Source organism: Vibrio sp. F13, assembly GCF_020806305.2.
Taxonomy (GTDB): domain Bacteria; phylum Pseudomonadota; class Gammaproteobacteria; order Enterobacterales; family Vibrionaceae; genus Vibrio; species Vibrio crassostreae_C.
Genome location: NZ_CP170176.1, coordinates 528,276 through 551,158 on the forward strand (window position 1 = coordinate 528,276; position 22,883 = coordinate 551,158).

The following is a 22,883-nucleotide window of genomic DNA, read 5'->3' on the forward strand; positions in this document are numbered from 1 at the left end:
TGAATGATGCTACTGCGCCACTTCGTCCACCAAGTACAAGATTGATTGATACGGAATGCCACTGTGATGTGACAAACCGATCTCACAGGTTCGGCTGTTGCTGAATCCACGAGTACAGTTGCTCGGCACTTGTTCTTTGAGTGGGTGTACCGCCGCTTCATTCAGCTCTGGAGTGGTAAAACCTTTATCACCCGCCCAACCACAGCATTGAATATGCTCAGGAACAATCACCTCTTCGGTACAGGCTTTAGCAAGGCTCAACATCGCGCTTTCTAAACCCATTCGACGAGAGCTACAAGTCACATGCAGCATCACGGTTTCTTGTAGCGGCTCAAGCGTCAGATGTTCAAGCAAATATTGATTCACAAACCCTGTTGGCTCTAACACCTCTAATGGCTTGGTGAACTGTTCAATACTGCGTTTAGCACATGGGCTGGTATCCATCAATATTGGGTATTCACCCTGACGGCTGGCTTGCCATAGCACTTCTTCCAACTGCTGAGCCTTCGACTGTGCTAAGTCGGTCATTCCTTTGCTGTCGTAAGGCATACCACAGCATTGGTCATCTAGCTTCTTCGGTAGAATTACCTCGAATCCTGCCTTGTTGAGCAAAGACATGGTCACTTCAGTAAGAGGACGTTGGTCGCCCGCATCACTTTGTTGCCCCATGGTTCGACTGGCACACGAAGGGAGGTAAACTACTTTCTTCGCGTTGTTCGATGTTTCGGCTGTCATTGGTGAAGCCGTGAGGGAGTGATTGTTGGATTGCGGCATCTCTGGCATCCAAATCGGTGTCGCGCCTTTGGTCACTGAGCGTAGGCCATTGGTAAGCTTGCCGACCGTGTTGGCGCCCAGAACCTTACTCGCCACTTGGTTGGTTTTGAGGCCAGCCTTGGTCAGCTTAGTGGTGGTCGAGAAATGATCCGCTGTCCACTTAGCGATTGGTGTGAACTTCTCATACTTGGCAACACGAAGCTTCTTCACTAAGTCACCCGTATTAATGCCTACCGGACAGCGCTCAGCACACAGGCCTGTTGCCGCGCAGGTATCAATGCCTTGGTATTCGAAGGTTTTCTCTAGTTCACTGGCTTCTATCTCTTCACTTGCTTCTCGGCGGCGTTGCAGTTCTCGGTACAACACAATACGTTGGCGAGGTGATAGAGTCAGCGTACGAGACGGACACACAGGCTCACAGAATCCACATTCGATACAGCGGTCGACAAGGTCATCAGCTGCAGGCATTGGCTTCAAATTGGTGATGTGTGAATTCGGGTTGTCGTTGATGATAACGCCGGGGTTGAGCAGTCTTTCTGGATCAAACAGCGCTTTGATCTGTTGCATCAAGGCATAGCCGTCTTTGCCCCATTCCAATTCCACATAAGGCGCCATGTTACGACCAGTACCATGCTCTGCTTTTAGAGAACCTTGGTATTTCACCGCAACCAGCTCGGCAACATCGTCCATGAAACCGCCGTAGCGATCGATTTCTGTTTGACTGTCGAAGCCTTGAGTAAATACAAAGTGCAGGTTGCCTTCGAGGGCGTGACCAAAAATGATCGCTTCGCTGTAGTCGTATTTGTCGAACAGCTCTTGTAGCTCTCGAATACCGTTAGCGAGGTTTTCGACAGGGAAAGCCACGTCTTCGATGATAACGGTTGTGCCAACTTCACGAACGGCTCCAACTGCTGGGAACATGCCTTTTCGGATGCCCCACAGAGTCGCGACTGTCTTCGGATCGGACGTGAAAGGGACTGATTCAACAATTGTGTATTCAGTCAATGCATCCAAAATTGATTTACATTGTAAATCTAAGTCCTGCTGGGAGCTGGCGTGTGATTCAACCAAAATAGCCGCGGCTTCTAAATCCAAGCTAGGCATAAAGGCGGGCATACCCGGTTTATCAGCCACTGAACGCAGTGCTCTGCCATCCATCAATTCAACGGCAGCAACTGGTGTTTTTGATAGCGTAGTAACGGCTTTACTTGCTTGTTCGATGTCAGCAAACACCAACAGAGCCGAAGCTTTGTTCGGGTGTTCGATAACGGTGTTGTAGGTGATCTCTGCGATGAAGCCTAGCGTGCCTTCTGAGCCAATCATCAGGTGTTTTATGATCTCAATTGGGTCGTGGTAATCGACCAATGCATTGAGCGCGTAGCCGGTGGTGTTTTTAAGACGGTACTTGTGGCGGATTCTGTCTGCCAGTTCTTGATTTGAGCTAGTCTGTCTGTGTAAATCAATAATGCCTTCAAACAACGTTTTGTGTGATTGCTTGAAAGCTTCAACGCTGGCGTTATCTGCCGTATCAAGCAGGGAACCATCACTCAATACGATTTTCATGCTCTCAACGGTGCGATACGAGTTTTGCGCAGTACCACAACACATGCCGCTGGCGTTATTCGCCGCGATGCCACCGATTTTACAGGTATTGATTGAAGCTGGATCTGGGCCGATTTTACGTTGGAAAGGGGCGAGGTATTTGTTGGCATCAGCACCAATCACACCGGGCTGAAGAATGATCTGATTGCCGTTATCGACAATTTCATGACCACGCCAGTCGTCGGTAAGGGTGATGAGCACCGAGTCTGAAACCGCTTGTCCTGACAGGCTGGTGCCTGCGGCGCGGAAGGTAAAGTGAATGCCGAGTTCGCGACAGCTTTGAATGGTGAATATGACTTCGTCTAAGTTCTTGAGCCTTAGAACCATTTTCGGCACCAAGCGATAGAAACTCGCATCGGTGCCGTAAGCCAATCGCTTTGCCTCTTGAGTGACAATACGTTCCGTTTCTATTTTTTGAGCCAGTATCGCTTCAAGCTGCTGATAAGCTTTGGCATCTACTACTCGCTCATGGGATGTGTTTGTCTCCATCTTTGCTTCCTTGTGCTTCTTATTTGGCACTGATTTGTTTTTAAACGGTGTCACAACGGCAGTGGAATTGCTGTGACACCGATTGAACTTCAGTCTAAGTAGACCAAAGCATTAGTCTGAACCTAAATCAGAATCGTGGCCGCTTAATCTAGCCCCACCAAAGATTCACGAGTTAAGTCTTTGATTGTCCTCGCGCCAGTTAGAGTCATCGCAACGCGCATCTCTTTGTCGTACAGGTCGAGTAGGTTCTCAACGCCTGCTTGTCCTTGAGCCGCTAACGCGTAGACGAATGAGCGGCCAAGTAAGGTGCAATCTGCGCCCATCGCCATCATGCGCACTACATCTAAGCCAGTACGAATGCCAGAGTCGACCAGAATCTTAGTGTCGCCTTTTACTGCATCTGCAATTGCAGGTAATGCTTTAGCGCTTGATAGAACACCATCAAGCTGACGACCGCCGTGGTTTGAAACGACGATACCGTCTGCGCCAAATCTCACGGCGTCTTTTGCATCTTCTTCATCAAGAATGCCTTTGATGACCATAGGGCCGTCCCAGAAATCACGGATCCACTCTAGATCTTTCCATGAAATTGATGGGTCAAAGTTGTCGCCCAACCAACCGATGTAGTCTTCCAGTTTGGTAGGAGAACCACGATAAGTTGAGATATTGCCTAGGTCATGTGGCTTACCTAACAAGCCAACATCAACTGCCCAGCTAGGATGACGCATAGATTGGAATACGCGGCGTACTGCTGCATTTGGACCACTCATTCCTGAGTGCATGTCACGGTAGCGAGCGCCGGGTACGGGCATATCCACGGTGAAGACCAGTGTTGTGACGCCAGCGGCTTTAGCGCGTTCAAGAACGTTCTTCATGAAGCCACGGTCTTTTAACACGTAAAGTTGGAACCACATTGGGCGTTCAATCTTAGGTGCAACTTCTTCAATCGGACATACCGACACGGTCGACATGGTAAAAGGGATGCCTTTGTTGTCGGCGGCTTTTGCTGCTTGTACTTCACCGCGTCTTGCGTACATACCCGTTAAACCAACAGGCGCCAGTGCGATTGGCATCGCTAGCTTCTCGCCAAATAGTTCGGTTTCCAAATTTAGGTCCGACATGTCGTTGAGTACGCGTTGTTTTAGCGCAATCTCAGCTAGGTCAGCCGTGTTGCGACGTAGGGTATGTTCTCCGTAAGAGCCACCATCAATGTAGTGGAAAAGAAACGGTGGTAATTTCGCTTTTGCTGCGGCGCGGTAATCAGTCGATGCGGATATGATCATAATTTCAGTCCTAAATTCTTGGGATGTTGCTCTTCTTTGAGAGCTTGGTTTGGGCTGCTTTAATTCGGGAAAATGGCGTTAATACCCATGGGTGTTGATGTGCTCTAGTATCCATCCCGGAACTCATCAACTGTCTTATTAGACGGTGTCGCTGTCGGGGAATTGAGTATTAACGCCAAGTGCTTTTGAACGACTTATGGTTTACATAAGTGCGTCGGTCATTTTGAATCCGTAGATAACCACTAGGCCGATGATGCCTGTCATCACCAAGTAGTAGAACGTTGGAATGATTGTCTTACGTAGGGTTGCACCTTCGCGTCCTAGCAAGCCAACAGTTGCTGATGCCGCTACCACGTTGTGAATCGCAATCATGTTACCTGCTGCTGCACCAACGGCTTGTAGAGCAACAACCACCGCACTAGAGATAGTCAGAGTCTGCGCTACTTCGAATTGGAACTGGCTGAACATCATGTTTGAAACTGTGTTCGAACCTGCAATGAAGGCACCTAACGCACCAACCGTTGCACTCAATGCTGGGAATGCGCTACCAACGAGGTCAGCTGCGAAGTTTGCCGTGGTTACGGGCATACTTGCTAAATCTGCGCCGTTCACACCAGAGTTAATGAAGATACGAACCATTGGGATGGTGAACACCAACACAAAGCCTGCGCCAATCAGAGTCTTGCTCGATTCACCGAAGGCTTTAGCCAGTGGCGTTGCGCTGCGAGATTGCATGAGAACAGCAACCAGCGCGACGAAGACCAAGATACCGCCCGGTAGATACAGAGGCTGAATCGCAGTGCTCACACCGGTTTCACCAAGGATGTTGCTGAACGATAGGCTAACGCTCTTCAGTAGGCCTTTGAATTCAGGGTTCACGCGGCTCGCAACCAAGGTCACCGCTAGCAGCACGTATGGTGCCCATGCCATCGCCATGCTCATCTTCTTATGGCCTTGATTGTTGTCGTCAAGGTCGATTTTCAGAGAACCTAGCCATTCTGCAGGCCACTTGTCTTCGCTCTCAAAATCCCATTTTGATTTAGGTACTAGGAAGCCGCGTTTTGCTGCTGTTACAACAATCGCAAGGCCAACCAAACCACCAATCAGTGATGGGAACTCAGCACCTAGGAAAACACCCGTTAGTGCGTAAGGAATGGTGAAAGCGGCACCTGCGAACAGTGCGAATGGCAGGATATCAAGACCTTCAGTCCAGCTTTTGTTCTTACCGAAGAAGCGAGTCAGCATCATCGCCATCAATACAGGAATCATCACACCAACGCAGGCGTGGATGATCGCAACACTTGATGTGATCTGTTGTAGGTAAGCATCCCATGTTGAACCATTGGCAATCAGGCTTTCACCGATGTTGTGCGTATCCAAACCTTTGTTTACGCCAACAATGATAGGTGTACCAACCGCGCCAAACGATACCGGCGTAGATTGAATCATCATGCCCATCAGTACCGCAGCTAATGCTGGGAAGCCGATTGCAACGAGTAAGGGAGCGGCGATTGCAGCGGGTGTGCCGAAGCCAGATGCGCCCTCAATGAATGAACCAAAACACCAAGCAATGATGATCGCTTGTACACGACGGTCTGCTGATATGTCAGTAAATCCGTTGCGGATGGTGGTGATAGCTCCGGTGTGTTTCAAAGTGTTTAATAAGAAGATGGCGCCAAACACAATCCAGAGAACCGACACGGTAATGCCGAAGCCTTGGAATACTGAAGCCAGCACGCGAGTGCTAGACATATCCCATGCGAATAGGGCGATAGCAACGGTTAATGCAAATGCCACTGGCATCGCTTTTTTTGCAGGCCAGTTAAGGCCAACCAGCAGAATCGCTGCAACAACTATTGGCGAAAAGGCCAATAATGCTAGTAGAGTTTCACTCATGGGTACTTCCTCGTACTGTTTTCAAACGTTCATGTTTGAAGTAAAGATCACGTTATGGTTTGTCATTATTTGAATCGCTTTGGCCTCTAAACGGGAACCTTCTTTAGGCGAATCTTGTAATTGGAATGACTGTTTTTGTAATTGTTTTGTTAATTTGGCGTGAATTTACCCCTTTATTTTTTATTGATATAGGGAAATAATGAAAATAATTAATTCCAAAATTGGCATAATCAGATGCGAGCAGACGATTTGATCCTGTTTTCACAGGTGGTAGAACTAGGCAGCTTCAGTAAGGTGGCAGAGCAAAATAACCTTACAAATTCGGTAGTTAGTAAAAGAATTGCGCGTTTAGAGGAAGAGATTGGCGTGCAATTATTATATCGAACCACGCGTAAATTGACCTTGACTGAGGCGGGCAAGGCAATGTTACACGGGGCCAAAAATGTGAAGCAGGCAGCTCAAGAGGCTATGGACGCAGTTTCAGGCTTTGGTGAAAATGTCAGTGGTCATATCAAAATGTCAGTGCCTACTATCTCCGGAGATTTGATTCTCGCAGACGCTGTGGCCGAGTTTTGTAATATGCACCCAGGTTTAACGGTCGATATGTCTCTGAATAATCGCTTTGTCGACTTGGTTGAGGATGGTCTCGATTTGGTGATTCGAACCGGCTACTTGGAAGATTCAAGCCTCATTGCTCGTCATATATTGGATTCACAATGGGTGGTGTGCGCTTCGCCGTCTTATATTGCTAAGAACGGTAAGCCGATGCTGCCTAAAGATTTAGTGCAGCACAATTGCTTGCAATACGCCTATCAAACAACGGGTGCTAGCGAATGGCAGTTTCTGCATAGTAAAGATGGCTGTACCGACAATGACAAATATATCGTGCGTGTTGCGGGCTCTTTTTCGACTGACAATGCGACCGCGTTAAGAAAAGCGGCGCTGGGTGGGCATGGTGTGGCGTACGTACCACGTTGTCTGGTTTATCACGACATTCGCAATGGTCAGCTGGTGGATATCTTCCCTGATTTGGTAGGCAAAAAGTTGGGAATTTATGCGGTGTACCCTTTTACTCGCCAGCCACCAAACAAGATTAAGTTATTGATTGAACATATCAGAACGCGCTACTTGACGATTTCTCACTATTTTTAATAAGGATCACGATGAGCTATTTAAAAGAGTATCCATATCCAATCACCAATAAACAGATCGTCAGCGATGACTACTTTGGTCAGATAATCGAAGACCCATATCGTTGGCTAGAAGACGACAGAAGTGACGAGACCGCGAAGTGGGTGGCGAGTCAAAACGCAATCACGTTTGATTACCTCGCTCAAATCCCGTATCGCGCGGAACTGAGAGAGCGACTGGCAAAAGCACAAGACTACAAAAAGAGCTCGCAGCCGTTTGTGCGAGGTGAGTACACCTATTTCTATAAGAACGATGGCCTGCAGAATCACAGCATTCTCTATCGTCACAAAGAAGGGCAACAAGAAGAAATTTTCCTAGATCCGAATACTTTCTCGGAAGATGGCACTACATCACTGGGTGCGGTGTCGTTTTCTAAAGATTACAGCCTAGTGGCGTACAGTATTTCAGAGGGTGGTAGCGACTGGCGCAAGATCTTTGTGATTGATACCGAGACTAAACAGCAGCTTGAAGCCGAAATCACAGACGCTAAATTTACCGGTATTTCTTGGTTAGGTAATCGCGGCTTTTATTACTCTAGTTACGACAAGCCAGACGGCAGCCAGCTTTCTGCACGTACCGAACAGCACAAACTTTACTTCCATGAGTTGGGTACAGAGCAAGCCAACGACAAAGTGGTTTTTGGTGAGAATAACGCCGAGCAGCACCGCTATGTGTCGGGTTACACCACCGAAGACGACCGTTACTTGACCATTCTAGGGCGAGAGTCGACATCGGGTAACAGACTGTTCTATATCGATTTAGGTTCAGAGGAACAATCGCTGAACACGCTGATTGATCATGTGGATAGCGACACTTATCTCATCGATAACCAAGATGAGACCTTCATTCTATACACCAATCTCGATGCGCCTAATGGCAAGGTGGTGAGCTTTGATACTAGCAGTCAACAGTGGCTCGATATCATTCCTGAAAAGCCACAGCCGTTAGATATCAGCACTGGTGGTGGTTACTTGTTTGCTCATTACATGGTCGATGTGGTGTCTAAGATTGAGCAGCTGGATTACCAAGGTAGCCTAGTTCGTGAAATTCATTTACCCGGGCTAGGAACGGCCAGTGGTTTGGGTGGTAAAAAAGAGCAAACCCAGCTTCATTACACCTTTACCAACTATGTAACGTCGCCAACGATTTTCTCTTTTGATGTTGAATCTGGAAGCTCTGAAATCTACCAACGCTCTGAGTCTCCGTTTGAGTCGGATCAATTTGAGTCTAAACAAGTCTTCTATACCTCGAAGGATGGCACCAAGGTTCCGATGCTTATCTCTTACAAGAAGGGATTAGTGTTAGACGGCAATAATCCAACCATGTTGTACGCCTATGGTGGCTTTAACGTTAGCCTAACGCCTTCTTTCTCGGGCACTGTGGGCAGTTGGCTAGAACTGGGTGGCGTATATGCGGTGCCAAACTTACGTGGTGGTGGCGAATACGGTAAGGCGTGGCACAAAGCGGGAACTCAGCAGAAAAAGCAGAATGTCTTTGACGACTTCATTGCTGCTGCCGAGTTCTTAATTGAAGAAAACTACACCAGTAGCGATAAGTTGGCGATTCGCGGCGGTTCTAACGGAGGCTTGCTGGTAGGAGCTTGTATGACACAAAAGCCTGAGCTGTTCCAAGTGGCTCTGCCTGCTGTTGGGGTGTTGGACATGTTGCGTTACCACACATTCACGTCTGGCGAAGGGTGGGCGTACGACTATGGCACATCCGCGCAGAACAGAGAGATGTTCGAATATCTGCTTGGCTATTCTCCGGTTCATAATGTGGTGCGTGGCACGGATTATCCAGCAACATTGGTGACGACCGCTGATCACGATGACCGCGTAGTGCCTGCTCACTCTTATAAGTTCATCTCAGAGCTGCAAGATAAGCATGAAGGTAGTGCGCCCGTGATGATTCGTATTGATGTTAATGCGGGCCATGGCGCCGGAATGCCGCTCAGCAAAGCGATCGATCTCACCGCCGATATCTACGCATTTACTCTGTTCAATATGGGGGTTGCGTCTCTAGATTCACTTTAACGAATGCTTGATTCTAGATAACTGGGTATTTTACTCAGACCAAGAAGCCTCAAAATCTACCTTAGATTTTGAGGCTTTTCATATATATGAAAACCAATCAAAACTGCGTCATATTTCCTTCACTTTCACACACTGTTTTCCGTGATAGCCGCCACCAATACTGATGAAATGAAAGCGATTTCAAGCTGATATCTCACGCAATATCAACCGTAACCTGTTGATCTTAAATCAGTAGTTTTCGTCATGGATATTCTAAAAGTTTCATGGCATTTAGGCTGATTTATCAGTGTGAACAGCAACCAACTTTTCAACGCTTTCATTGCTTAATATTTCCCTGTTCGATGAAAACTCAAAAAAATAATAGGGAATTACAATGCAAAAATTTAAGCTTTTGCCAATAACAGTCGCAGTGGCGGCCTCGCTTGCTTCACTCTCTTCTTTTGCTGCTGATACTGATATCGAAGCATTAGAAAAACGAATCCAAGAGTTAGAATCTAAGGTTGTGGATATTGATTATGTTAATGATCAACAACCCGCAGTTTTAACAGCAGAAACTAAGGTGCCAGATGGCATCGTCTTCTCTGGTTATGCTCGTTACGGCGCTCACTACAAGAGCGGTGATGAGCGTTACGTAGACATCGGTACAACAGGTCGTTCTGTCGGTCGTTTGGGTAACGAAGCTAATGGTGGTGAGGTTCAGCTAGCTAAGCTTTTCCAAGCTGACAATGGTGCGATTTGGGACATCGTATTCATGGCTGACCACTGGGAAGCAGACGCTTGGGCTGACGACGGCGGCCTGAGTATGAAAAAAATGTACGCAGGTGTAACTAACGTATTTGAAAGCCAACCAGAACTTTATATGTGGGCTGGTCGCGACTTCCATCAACGTCCGCAACAAGGTTTGAACGATTACTTCTGGATGACACACGATGGTCAAGGCGCTGGCTTTAACAACCTAGATTTCGGCGGCGCTAAGCTAGATATGGGCTTTGTTGGCCAAGTGAAAGGCGGCCTCGTAAATGACAATGGCCGATACGCCGTGACAGCGAAGCTACACAGTATTGACGCAGGTATTGGTAATCTGGATTTTTACGCGAACTACGGTTTTGCATCGAGCGAAGCGGATACGTCTACGACGACTGAGTACGTATACGATCCAGTGACAGATTCAATGCAGCCTGTCGTGACTCAAGGACAAAAAGTCAGTGATGAAACGGCCTACCTAGTAGGTGCAACATTAGGCTTGGGTGAGTCTAACAAGTTGGTTGTTAAGTACGGTGACGGTGCCGATTCATCGGTATATGACCTTAAAGGTGATTACCAGACTTTTTATGCAAGTGTTGAGGGTAGCTACGCTGCATCTGAACAGTTCATCATTGATTACTTAGTGTCTTACAAAGACAACTCTGGCTCAGACTTAGATCGTGAGAACACGGAATACGCTGGTATCGTTCGTCCACAGTACCAATGGGATGATGTTCATTCTACATGGTTAGAAGCGGGCTACGGCATGGTTGATTACGATGACGACGGTGAAGAGAACGCATGGAAAGTAACGCTTTCTCAAAACGTTTCTCTAGGTGGCTTACCTTGGAGCCGTCCAATGCTTCGTTTCTACACAACCGTGGGTGATGTAGAAACCAAAGGCAACACAGTGAAGACAACGAATGTTGACACATTGTCGTTCGGCGCAATGTTTGAAGCTTGGTGGTAATCACCGATATAGAAAGAGCGGCTCTTTGAATTCGGCATATTTTCAAAGAGCCATGCTTTCGAATATCCATGCTTTTCAATAGTACGTAAATACTGTCCATTTTAGCCCTAAAGGCAGATTGATTAGGGCACGTTTCAATTAACTCCATTCTTGGGCACATTTTTGTGCCCTTTTTTTCGCCACTAGATCAGGGATTTACTATGAGACTTTCTTCCATCGTGTCTCGAGTTTATTTAGGTTTCTTCGTACTGATTGTGATCATGCTGGGTTCTGCATGGTTAAGCATCAGTAGCAATAAAGACATCACCACTCGAATCGAAAACATCACCCAGCAAGCTACGCCATTAATGCTTCAATCTTCAACGTTAACCATCCGATTTCTGGACATTAATCGCAGCACCACACCCTACTTATCCGCTAACTATATTGATGAACTTGAGCCACTGAAACAAACCGTCTTAAACAACATCGAGCTATATCAGCAGCAATTGAACTGGTTCGAAGGTAAGGGCGTAGCTGGTTCACAAATGGAAGCCATGCTTAACAACATCACTCAAACAGGTTTGTTGACTATCGATAAGATAGAGCAGGTATTTGAGCTTTATGTTGAGTATTTGGATAGCAAAGATCTCGGTTCGATGGGACAAGCGCAATTTCAATCTGTGGTTGGACAGCTCAATAATACTTTGGTGAATCAACTCGCGAGTGCAGATTCAGAGCAGACACAAAAGGCAGTCGAAGCTTTGTTGGTGCAATTGAGTTTGATTGCCGCGGAAGCCAACGAAGCGTTTTCACTGCAAACATCTTCGGAGGTTCGTGGGGTAGAGCGTCGCCTACAAAGTCGCAAAGAGCGATTCGAACAAGCGGTCGCAGGTTTAGATAATCTGGATTCATCTTTGCTGCGCCGCAGTAAACAGTCTTTATCGTTGCTCGCTTCACACGCGTTTTCAGCCAGTGGCTCAGTCGCTACCCATAAAGAAACCGTCAAACTCGATGAGTCTATCTCCCTTCAAAAGCAGGAAATTGAACAGCTAATCGATCAACAGTTAAGTCACTTTGATGAGCTTTCAATGTACGCTGAAGACACCGCGACACGCCTGTATCACGAATCGATGGACTCTTCACAGCAAGCCCTTGTGATGCAGGGTTTTATTGCACTTGCTTCCGTGCTTATTGCTCTGTTGATCGGGTTGAATATTGCCAAAGGTATCCGTAAACCAAGCAAGCTGCTACAAAGTGCACTCGACCAAGTTGCCAATAAAGACTTGAGCGCGATGGTGCAGTATCAAGCCAATAATGAGTTCGGCTCAGTGAGCGACAAGGTCAACTTAGTGATCAGTCATCTGACTCAAATGATTGAGAACATGCGTTATTCGTCGACGTGCTTAAAAGAGGCGTCCATAGAGAATCAAAGCACGAGCCGTTCATTGAGCGAGGCGATGCAAGACCAAACCAATCAGACCGTGATGGTGGCAACAGCTATGGAGCAGATCGAGTGCTCGGTGACCGAAATAACTCAAGCCGCTAATCAAACGCTAACGCTTGTAACCGAAGCGGTGTCGAGTTCCTGTGCTGGTCAGAAGACCATGGATAAAAGCGCCGAGTTAATGGGCAGTTTAGAGCGTAAGTTAGCAGAATCAACAGCGACCATTGGCCAGCTCGAAAGCGAAAGTGCCAGCATTGGCTCCATTTTGGATGTGATATCTGGGATCTCTGAGCAAACTAATCTACTGGCGTTGAATGCGGCAATAGAAGCGGCGCGAGCTGGAGAGCAAGGGCGTGGTTTCTCTGTGGTTGCGGATGAGGTTCGAGTGTTAGCAGCGAAAACCAATGCCTCGACGCAAGAGATACACAACAAGATCGAGCAGTTGCAAACTAGCTCTAAACTGGCGGTTGAACAAATCAATCAATGTGTGGTGGGGATGGTTCAATGTGTTGAGCAAACGGGCGAAGTGAATCACTCGATATCGACGGTGTCTGATCTTCTCAACGAAGTAGAGCAAAGAAGTCATCAAATTGCGACCGCGACGATAGAGCATCAAGTGGTTGCCTCTCAAGTCACTCAAAATATCAGCCAGATACACATCTTGGCTGAAGATAACTCACAACGATCTCAGGTTTTGTTTTCTCATGGTCAACAGCTTGAAACCATGTCGCAGCAGCAGTTCTCACTAACTCAAGAGTTTAAGCTCGCGGAGCAATCAGAAAACGAGGTTTAAAGGCGACTCTAAGTTTTTCAATGTTTCACGCTCAGCCTTTGCTGGGCGTTGTTGTTTCAAGTTTCGGGTTCTGGAAAGAGAATTAGAAGTGCCTATGAAATGTTCCCATACAATTTCGCATAGCCACTGAAATAATAGGGTCAATTTTGCTCTGTATATTACCGCCTGTTGCGGGTTCATCACCGAATCGTGCTTTTTGAAAACGGAGTTTATGCATGCTTGTTAGCACTTTGGGAGCAAGTAACCGAGTGTTGTTTTGATAAGGTGAGCAAGAATCTCATGAAACAGTTTCATGGTGTGAAGTGAATCTGTAAGCGCTTTCAAGATTTCCAAATCCAGCCTTTTTACCTCCAAGTTTAGTGTGATGACACTCACTTCAACTAAAACGTAATTTCTTAATAATCGTTTTGTAAGCGGTTACAAGCTAATGAAGTATCGAGGTTCGAGTGGCAACAATTAAACACGTATCAGAGCATGCAGGTGTGTCTCAAGCGACAGTGTCTAGAGTGATTAACGGCACCAGTAGAGTGAGCCACGACAAGAAGTTAAAGGTTGAAAAGGCGATCAAAGAGCTGGGTTATCGCCCGAACTCTATCGCTCAGGCTTTGGCTTCAAGTCGTACCGGAAGTGTGGGTGTTGTTGTTCCAGAACTGGGCGGATCTTTCTATTCAGGCATCTTGCATTGCATAGAGGAAAACCTACGCCGCTTCGGTTACCACGCAGTGGTTACAGCGGGTTCGAACACCGAACAAGGGCAGCGCGAGTCGGTGGAGTTTCTGTTGGGGCGTCGTGTCGATGCTTTGATTCTTCATACTCAACTGCTCAGTGATGACTATTTAATTGAATTGGAAGAACAGGGGACCCCTGTGGTTTTAATTAACCGCTTCATCCCAGAAATGGCGATGAGTTGCATTGATATTGATAACGAAGTCGGGGGGCTACTCGCTACTCAATATCTTTTGCAAAAGGGACATACAGATATCGCGTGTATTACCGGGCCTTTAGATAAAGCCGACGCTAGGGGGCGTTTGCAGGGGTATCGCAAGGCACTGGAAGAAGCCGGTGTGCCATACGATGAAGCCTTAGTCTCTGAGGCGGGATTTACTGAAGAGACAGGCATCAGCGCCATGAAGAAGTTGATCAACAGAAAATGCCACTTTACGGCGGTATTTGCTTCGAATGATCACATGGCATTTGGCGCCTTTGAGGTGCTTCATCAAGAGGGACTGTCTGTTCCTAAAGATGTATCACTGGTGGGCTTCGATAACACCATCTTCGCGCGCTATCTGACCCCTAGTTTGACCACCATTAATTTCCCTATTGAAGAGATGAGCGTTGAAGCAGTACAGCTCACTCTACAGAAGCTAAAAAAAATAAAACATGACGTGAACTTTAAATTGCTGCCGACGTTGGTCACTAGAAACTCGGTATCGGATTTACCAGTTACCCTATAAAAATATTAAGGATAGAACATGAAATTTAAGACCTTAGCGCTTTCATGCGCGGTTGCTTTAGGATTAGGTACAACAGCTGCAAATGCAGCAGACAAAGAAATTCGTTTCGACGGTTTCCCTGATTTCGATAGCAGCCTGAAGGTATTACTGCCTGATTTCGAAAAGGAAACGGGGATTAAAGTTGATTACCTTATGAACAACCACGGTGACCACCACACGAAACTCACAACGAACCTTGCAACGGGCTCTGGTGCCGGTGATGTGATTGTTGTCGACGTTGAGAAAATTGGTCCATTCGTGGGTTCTGGCGGCCTAGTTAACCTGTCTGAAAACTACGGTGCAGATAAATACGAAGAGCGATTCGCACCTTACGCATGGGCACAAGGTAAAGGCGCTGACGGCGACATGTATGGTATCCCTGTCGACCTAGGTCCAGGTGTTATGTACTACCGTACCGACGTATTCGAAAAAGCGGGCATTGATGTAGAAGAAGCAATCAAAGATTGGGATTCATACATTGCTGCTGGTGAAAAACTGAAAGAGCAAAACGTACAACTTATCGCTTCGGCAGCCGACGTGGCACAAGCGATTATCTTCACGACCGTTCCTGAAGGTGAAGGTCTGTACTTCGATAAAGATGGCAACCCAGTGGTTACATCAGAGCGTTTTGTTCACGCTTTTGAAGTAGCAAAAGAAATTCGCGACAAAGGCTTAGACGGCCGCATTCTGGCTTGGTCTAACGAATGGTACGAAGGCTTTCGCAACGGCACATTTGCAACTCAACTTTCTGGCGCTTGGCTTCTTGGTCACCTAAACAACTGGATTGCTCCTGAAACTAAAGGTAAGTGGGCAGTAGAAAACCTACCTGATGGTATCTACGGCAGCTGGGGTGGTTCATTCCTTTCAATTCCAACTCAATCAGACAATCCAGATGAAGCTTGGGCGCTTATTGAATACATGACGACTGACCGTGAAGTACAGCTTAAGCACTTCGAAACGATTGCCGCTTTCCCTGCGAACATCACAACGTATGACGATGAGCTTTTCCAAGAAGAGATGGAATTCCTAGGTGGGCAAAAAGCTCGTCTACTGTTTGCTGAAGTGGCACAGAACATCAAACCCGTCTCTCCAGCACAAGGCGACCACGTTGCACGTTCTATTATCTTAGAGAACGCATTGATGGAAGTACTTGATGAAGGCAAAGACATCAAGACTGCGCTTAAAGAGGCAGAGCGTCTAATCAAGCGTCGCACGCGTAATCTTTAATTTGTTTTTACTTTAAGTAAGTGAGGAAGCGTGGATAACGCGCTTCCTTTTTAAGAGGCCGTTACTATGAATCATACAGCGAGCACAACGATAGAACCTGCGGACAAAAGCCTTTTTTCTCGTCTAAATTTGAAAGCGCTTACACCGTATGGATTTCTTCTGCCGTTTCTGATCATTTTTTCTGTATTTGGGATCTTCCCGCTGTTGTTCTCTGTTTACCTGTCGTTCCACGAGTGGAACCCGGTAAGAGGCATGGATGCGATGGAGTTCGTTGGTTTTGAGAACTATCACATTGCTTTAACGGACCCATGGCTATGGCGTTCATTGAAGAACACGCTTTGGCTAGCGATCACTTCAGGCGTGGCTCAGCACTTAGTCGCTATTCCAGTGGCTTACATGTTGGTTTCAATGGGTGACCGTATGCGTCACTGGCTAACATCGGCGTACTTCCTACCGTTCATCACATCAACGGTCGCAGCATCACTGATTTTCTTCAACATGTACTCTCCTAACTCAGGAATTATCAACCAAACGTTAATGGCATTGGCCGATAGCACGCTGTTTGGTTGGGCATTTGCTTGGGTTAACGATTTTCAACCAATCCGCTGGTTAGACGATGCCACTATGGTGAAGCCGTCTATTGCGATCATGGTTTTCTGGAAATACACCGGTTTTAATATCGTCCTTTACACCACTGGTTTAATGACGATTCCTAAAGACATTTTAGAAGCTGCACGTATGGATGGTGCGAATGCCTTCCGCCGCTTCTGGAACATCTCACTACCAATGATTCGTCCATTCATCTTCTTTGCAATCACCATGACCATCATCGGTAACCTGCAAATGTTTGAAGAACCGTTCGTTCTAACGCGTGGTACAGGTGGTACGGGTCAATCTGGTTTAACTATCTCTATGTACCTCTACAAAGTGGGCTGGGAATGGTTAGAAATGGGCACAGCGTCAGCTATCTCATGGTTACTGTTTGCACTCATCGCGACTTGTACATTGGTTCAATTTTTACTCTTCGGTAAGAAAGGCTTAGGGGAACATTAAGATGTCGACATCAATTAAGACAAATACCTCACCACTAAGTGGACTGATGCCAAGCGAACGCAGCATGTACATTTTGACTAAGATCTTGATGGTCATGCTAGGCATCTTGCTGGTTGTTTCAGCGCTAATTACCGTCTTTCCATTTGTATGGTCGGCACTGCTATCAACGCGTGATCGTTCTGAAATTTTCGGTACGGGCATTAGCTTCGCAATTGGCGACAGCCTAATGGTGAACTACGCAAAACTGCTAGAAATCATGCCGTTTTGGAAAGCGATGTTTAACTCGATTTACGTGGCTTTCTTGGGCACAACCATCTCGCTGCTGTTTTGTAGCATGGGTGGTTACGCGTTTGCTGTGTTTAAGTTTCGCGGTAAGAACGTGTTGTTTGGCATGTTGGTTGGCTCAATGGCGATTCCGCCAGTGCTTAGCCTGATCCCTTACTTCATGATCGTGAAATTCTTAGGCTTGTTGGATAACCACATGGCGGTATGGCTACCGTTCACAACCACGCCGTTTGGTATCTTCTTGATGCGTCAGCACGTGATTGCATCGATTCCTAAAGAGCTGTTAGAAGCAGCGAAGTTGGATGGTGCAGGTGAGTTCAGAACGTACTGGAGTGTGGTACTGCCACTGATGAAGCCAGCATTAGCAACACTTGCTATCGTGCAGTTCGTCTTCTTCTGGAATATGTTTATGCAGCCTCTTGTGGTGCTGAACAACCCAGACAATTACGTCATCACACAGGCACTACGAAGTGTTCAAGGTATTCCGAATACGCCATGGGGCGCGGTAATGCTAGGTACCACCATTTCTATTTTACCACTCGTGATTACATACCTGTTCGCATCGAAACAGATGATCAGTGGTTTAACGTCCGGCGCAGTTAAAGGTTAGGTTTAAGGGTTATAACAATGAATAAATTTCAACTTCCAAGTGATTCAAAGTTACGCAGTAAGGAATTTGTATTCGGTGTCGCGACATCTTCATACCAAATTGAAGGCGGCGTTGAAGAGGGCGGTCGTACACCGTCTATCTGGGACACGTTTTGTAAGACGCCAGGTAAGGTAGATAACGGCGACAGTGGTGATGTGGCGTGCGACCACTACCACTTGTGGCAACAAGATATCGAGATGATTCAAGGCTTAGGCGTTGATGCTTACCGCCTGTCAATTGCATGGCCACGTATCTTGCCGCAAGACGGTGTCGTGAATCAGCAAGGCCTAGAGTTTTACGAGCAGATCATCGATGAATGTCATGCCCGTGGAATGAAGGTGTTCGTGACACTTTATCACTGGGATCTACCGCAATACCTTGAAGACAAAGGCGGCTGGTTAAACCGTGAAACGTCTTACAAGTTTGCAGAATATGCAGAAGTGGTGAGTAACTACTTTGGCGACAAAATTGATGTTTACACCACATTGAACGAACCGTTTGTATCTGCGTTCCTAGGCTACCGTTGGGGCGAGCATGCTCCGGGTATTAAGGGTGAAAAAGAAGGCTTCTTGGCTTCTCATCACTTAATGCTAGGTCATGGTTTGGCGATGCCGATTCTTCGCAAAAATGCGCCTCACGCTAAGCATGGTGTGGTATTTAACGCGACTCCGGCTTACCCACTGACACCGCAAGATCAAGGCGCTGCAGACTACTGTGAAGCAGAGAACTACCACTGGTTCATCGACCCTGTACTGAAAGGTGAATACCCACTGCCAGTCGTCGACCGCCAAGCGATGAACATGCCGATGATTTTAGAAGGCGACCTAGACATCATAAGCGCCCCGGTTGATTACATCGGTATCAATTACTACACACGCAATGTCGCTCGCTTCAACGAGAATGGTGATATTGAATCAGTAAAACAGACTGATGCTGAACACACTTACATCGGCTGGGAGATCAACCCACAAGGCCTAACCGATTTATTGGTAAGGCTGGATGCTCGCTACGAAAATATGCCGCCTATCTACATCACAGAGAATGGTGCAGCAGGTAACGACGAGTGTGTTAACGGACAAGTGATGGATGAACAACGTGTTCGTTACTTCCAAGGCCACATCGAAGCAGTTCACAACGCAGTTGAAGCGGGTGTGAAAGTCGATGGTTACTTCGCTTGGAGTCTGATGGATAACTTTGAGTGGGCATTCGGCTACTGCCAACGCTTTGGCATCGTCCATGTTGATTACACCACTCAAGAAAGAACACTGAAACAGAGCGCAATTGCGTACCGAAATATGCTTCAAGAGCGCGCTGAGGAGAACAGATAATGGCTAAAGTAGAATTTAAGAACATCAAAAAATCATTCGGCGATGTTGAGGTTGTAAAAGAGTTTGATTTTACGGTTGAAGACGGTGAGTTCGTGGTTTTCCTTGGTCCATCTGGCTGTGGTAAATCGACCACACTTCGAATGCTTGCAGGCCTAGAGAGCATCAGCTCAGGCGACATCGTGGTTGGTGGCAAAGTGATGAACAAGGTCGATGCTAAAGATCGTGACTTGGCGATGGTATTCCAAAGCTATGCACTGTACCCACACATGACGGTCTACGAGAACATCGCCTTTGCACTAAAACTGAAAGGCATGCCGAAAGCGGAAATCGATGTAGAAGTACTAAAAGCGGCGAAAATGCTAGAGCTTGACCCGTTACTAAACCGTAAGCCAAAAGAGCTTTCTGGTGGTCAGCGTCAGCGTGTAGCCATGGGCCGCGCGATGGTTCGTACGCCGAAAGTGTTCTTGTTTGATGAGCCGTTATCTAACCTAGATGCAAAACTTCGTGGCGTGATGCGCGAAGAGATCAAACACCTACACCGCGAGCTTAAAACCACTACGATCTACGTAACCCACGATCAGATCGAAGCGATGACACTGGCGGATCGCATCGTGATCCTGAAAGACGGTTATGTTGCTCAAGTTGGCACACCAACCGAGGTGTTCCAGCGTCCTGCAAACAAGTTTGTCGCGCAATTCATTGGTAACCCGTCAATGAACATGTTGGAAGCAAAACTGATTGAAAAAGAAGGCGAGTACTTCGTTGAACTTGGTGATGTTCATATCCCACTTCCGGAGCGTTTTAAGTCTCTGGCGTCTAAAAACCTAGCGCTTCACTTTGGTGTTCGTCCAACAGACATCCACCTACGTGCTGAGCAAGTTGACCACGACCGTGTGCTGCCATTCCCTGTGAAAATCAAAGACAAGGAACTGCTGGGTGCGAGCATTCTTCTGAAAACAGAAATCGGCGGCCAACCGCTGATGGTTGAGACCCAAGCTGCTGAAGTGGATGTGAAAGAACTGACACTTTACTTAGATTTGGATGCTTTCCACCTGTTTGACGCACTGAGCGAGAACTCGCTAGCGAGCTAGTCAATTACGAGCTAGCCGGTCTACTTAAGTCAGCCAACGAGCTGATACCAACCTACTTACGACAAATTGTTTTGGCTCCTCCTGATTTGGGAGGGGCTAGGGATAGTGATGATGAAATTCGGATATTTTGACGATAAAAACAAAGAATACGTAGCAACCACGCCGTGCACACCAATCAAATGGTGTAACTATGTTGGCACATTAGATTTCGGTGGCATTGTTGATAGCAACGGTGGCGTGTTGTTGTGTAAGGGCGATCCGGCACTGAACCGTATCACCAAGTACATTGCACAACTGCCAAACTCAGACTTCAAAGGCTCGACCCTATACCTCAAGGTGCGTGACGAAGCGGGTAACGTAGAGGTGTTCTCACCTTTCTATACACCGACTCTGAAGCCGCTTGATAAGTTTGAAAACCACACTGGCTTGTCTTACACCACCATCATTGCAGAAGCCTTTGGTGTGCGTTGTGAAGCGACCTTCTTTGTACCAAAAGCTGACCAAGTGCTGCTACAAGACATCAAAGTCACCAACATTTCAGACAAAGCACTGCATGTTGATGTGGTGCCTGTATACGAATTCACACACTTTGATGCACTTAAGCAACTACTGAATGCTGATTGGGTTCCACAAACCATGACGCTGAAAGCACACCAGCAAGAATCGGGTCATACCGTGCTTGAGCAGTATGCTTTCATGAAGCGCGATTACGCGGTGAACCTGATGACAGCGGATCGCCCTGCGACGTCTTTTGATGGTGATCGCCAATCGTTCCTAGGGAATTTGGGCTACGGCACATGGGCAGCACCAGAAGCACTAAACAATGATGAATTAGGCAATACTGAGTGTTTGCGTGGCGACAACATTGGTGCACTTAACCTGCGCCTAGGTTGGTTATCTCCAGAGCAGACAGAACGTACGATTGTACAAATCGCGCAAGAACAGAGCCTAGAAGTGGCATTGCCTCTGCTGGCTAAATATCGTGACCATCAAGTGGTCGATTCTGCTTTCGCTGAACTGGCTGAACATTGGGATGGTTACCTACAAGCGGTTCAGGTTGAAACGCCAGATCCGGCAATGAACTCAATGCTTAACGTACATAACCCACGTCAGTGTCACACAACCAAAAACTGGTCTCGTTACCTGTCTCTGTACCAGCTTGGTTATGGGGCTCGTGGCATCGGTTTCCGTGATTCTTCGCAAGATATTTTAGGCGTAATTACTCACATGCCAGAAGAAGCGCGTGAGTTTATCGAGCGTCTGTTGTCTGTTCAGAACACCAACGGTTCTGCGATGCATCAGTTCTTCCCATCAACAATGGAAGCGAACGCGGGTGACTCTCGTGAAGAGGAAGATCGCCCGGATTACTACGGCGATGATCATCTGTGGATCATCTACGCGGTGACTCAATATGTGAAAGAAACGGGCAATGCAGACTTCTTGAATAAAGAGATCCCGTTCTATCAAAAAGACAAAGCGGGCAATCCAGTTGAAACGGGAACGGTTTGGAACCACCTGTGCCGCGCGATTGAATTTACTTATACCAATACTGGTGAGCACGGCCTACCGCTGTTAGGTTTCGCTGACTGGAATGACACGGTGAACCTGCCAACGGGTGCAGAATCGATGATGGTGGCTAACATGTACGGCAAAGCACTGCTCGATATGTTGGACTTGTGTGAGCTGCGTGGCGAAGTGCAACTGACAGCTAAGTTTAACGATCAGTACCAACAGATGCAGAGCACAGTCAATGAGTGCGGCTGGGATGGCGAATGGTTTGTTCGTTACTTTGACGAGCAAGGCCTGCCAATCGGTTCTCACAAGAACGAGCAAGGTCAGATCTACACCAATGGTCAAAGCTGGCCTGTAATTTCTGGTTTCGCGACTCAAGAGCGTGCAACTCAGGCGCTAGATTCTGTTTACAACAAACTGAACACCACCAATGGCATCAAGCTTTCAACACCGGGTTACAACGGTTTTGATCCTCAACTAGGTGGCGTATCAACATACCCACCAGGTGCGAAAGAGAACGGCGGTATCTTCTTGCATTCAAACCCATGGGTGATGATCGCAGAAGCGAAAATGGGCAACGGTGAGCGTGCTTACGAGTACTACCGTCAAATCAACCCAGCTTCTAAGAATGATGACATTGATACCTTTGAATCTGAGCCTTACTGCTACCCACAAAACATTTTGGGTGACGAGCACAAACAGTTCGGTTTAGGGCGTAATGCGTGGCTTTCTGGTACTTCATCTTGGACTTACGTGGCGGGTACGCAGTGGATTCTGGGTGTTCGTCCTGAAGTGGATGGCTTGCTGGTGGACCCATGTATTCCTGCTGAGTGGCCAGAGTTCAAAGTCCGTCGTCAGTTCCGTGGCGCGACGTATCATATTCATGTCACGAACCCGAATAACGTGTGTAAGGGTGTGGTTGAAATGAAGGTAAATGGTGACCTGATTTCAGGTAATAAAGCGCCAGTGTTTACATCTGGTGAACACACCATCGAGGTGATTTTAGGTTAACAAAGAGAAGGGCGCTTTATGCGCCCTTTATTG

14 protein-coding genes are annotated in these 22,883 nt (G+C 47.1%); 11 read left to right on the top strand and 3 right to left on the bottom strand.

Going from position 1 to position 22,883, the window contains the following annotated elements; translation table 11 throughout:
- Positions 1-9: 9 nt before the first annotated feature.
- From LMH68_RS17360 to LMH68_RS17370, 3 genes are all read right to left on the bottom strand, one after another.
- The gene (locus LMH68_RS17360; RefSeq protein ID WP_229647884.1) at positions 10-2,865 is read right to left on the bottom strand and encodes an FAD-binding and (Fe-S)-binding domain-containing protein; all 2,856 of its coding nucleotides are present in this window, start codon (positions 2,863-2,865) and stop codon (positions 10-12) included.
- A 143-nt stretch (positions 2,866-3,008) separates the two neighbouring features.
- A complete protein-coding gene (gene lldD / locus LMH68_RS17365) occupies positions 3,009-4,148 on the bottom strand; it encodes an FMN-dependent L-lactate dehydrogenase LldD (protein ID WP_229647885.1) in 1,140 nt (379 codons plus the stop codon).
- A 201-nt stretch (positions 4,149-4,349) separates the two neighbouring features.
- Positions 4,350-6,044 carry an L-lactate permease gene (locus LMH68_RS17370; RefSeq protein ID WP_229647886.1) on the bottom strand — a complete coding sequence of 565 codons (1,695 nt, stop codon included), beginning with the start codon at positions 6,042-6,044 and terminating at the stop codon, positions 4,350-4,352.
- A gap of 234 nt (positions 6,045-6,278) precedes the next feature.
- Between LMH68_RS17370 and LMH68_RS17375 the strand changes: the two genes are divergently transcribed.
- The 11 genes from LMH68_RS17375 to LMH68_RS17425 all read left to right on the top strand — a co-directional run bounded on the left by LMH68_RS17375 (position 6,279) and on the right by LMH68_RS17425 (position 22,850).
- Positions 6,279-7,196, top strand: a complete 918-nt coding sequence (locus tag LMH68_RS17375; RefSeq protein WP_017068571.1) for a LysR family transcriptional regulator — start codon at positions 6,279-6,281, stop codon at positions 7,194-7,196.
- Between the two features lie 11 nt (positions 7,197-7,207).
- Positions 7,208-9,268, top strand: coding sequence for a prolyl oligopeptidase family serine peptidase (locus LMH68_RS17380; protein WP_229647888.1), 2,061 nt, complete (start codon positions 7,208-7,210; stop codon positions 9,266-9,268).
- A gap of 373 nt (positions 9,269-9,641) precedes the next feature.
- A complete protein-coding gene (locus LMH68_RS17385; protein ID WP_229647891.1) occupies positions 9,642-10,982 on the top strand; it encodes a carbohydrate porin in 1,341 nt (446 codons plus the stop codon).
- Between the two features lie 200 nt (positions 10,983-11,182).
- Positions 11,183-13,201 (top strand): methyl-accepting chemotaxis protein, encoded by a 2,019-nt coding sequence (locus LMH68_RS17390; RefSeq protein ID WP_229647892.1) that lies wholly within the window; start codon positions 11,183-11,185, stop codon positions 13,199-13,201.
- 446 nt (positions 13,202-13,647) lie between these two features.
- Positions 13,648-14,655, top strand: coding sequence for a LacI family DNA-binding transcriptional regulator (locus tag LMH68_RS17395; protein WP_009846150.1), 1,008 nt, complete (start codon positions 13,648-13,650; stop codon positions 14,653-14,655).
- Between the two features lie 18 nt (positions 14,656-14,673).
- Positions 14,674-15,921: an ABC transporter substrate-binding protein gene (locus LMH68_RS17400; RefSeq protein WP_017083012.1), complete on the top strand. Its 1,248-nt coding sequence runs from the start codon at positions 14,674-14,676 to the stop codon at positions 15,919-15,921.
- Positions 15,922-15,987: 66 nt separating this feature from the next.
- Positions 15,988-16,974: a carbohydrate ABC transporter permease gene (locus tag LMH68_RS17405; protein WP_009846152.1), complete on the top strand. Its 987-nt coding sequence runs from the start codon at positions 15,988-15,990 to the stop codon at positions 16,972-16,974.
- Between the two features lie 46 nt (positions 16,975-17,020).
- Entirely contained in the window at positions 17,021-17,869 is an 849-nt protein-coding gene (locus LMH68_RS17410) for a carbohydrate ABC transporter permease (protein WP_229647954.1), read from the top strand.
- A 17-nt stretch (positions 17,870-17,886) separates the two neighbouring features.
- Entirely contained in the window at positions 17,887-19,236 is a 1,350-nt protein-coding gene (locus LMH68_RS17415; protein ID WP_136974041.1) for a GH1 family beta-glucosidase, read from the top strand.
- Positions 19,236-20,327 carry an ABC transporter ATP-binding protein gene (locus LMH68_RS17420; protein WP_008216689.1) on the top strand — a complete coding sequence of 364 codons (1,092 nt, stop codon included), beginning with the start codon at positions 19,236-19,238 and terminating at the stop codon, positions 20,325-20,327. The genes LMH68_RS17415 and LMH68_RS17420 overlap by 1 nt, the downstream gene beginning before the upstream one ends.
- A gap of 108 nt (positions 20,328-20,435) precedes the next feature.
- Positions 20,436-22,850 carry a GH36-type glycosyl hydrolase domain-containing protein gene (locus LMH68_RS17425; RefSeq protein WP_229647893.1) on the top strand — a complete coding sequence of 805 codons (2,415 nt, stop codon included), beginning with the start codon at positions 20,436-20,438 and terminating at the stop codon, positions 22,848-22,850.
- The last annotated feature ends 33 nt before the right edge of the window (positions 22,851-22,883 follow it).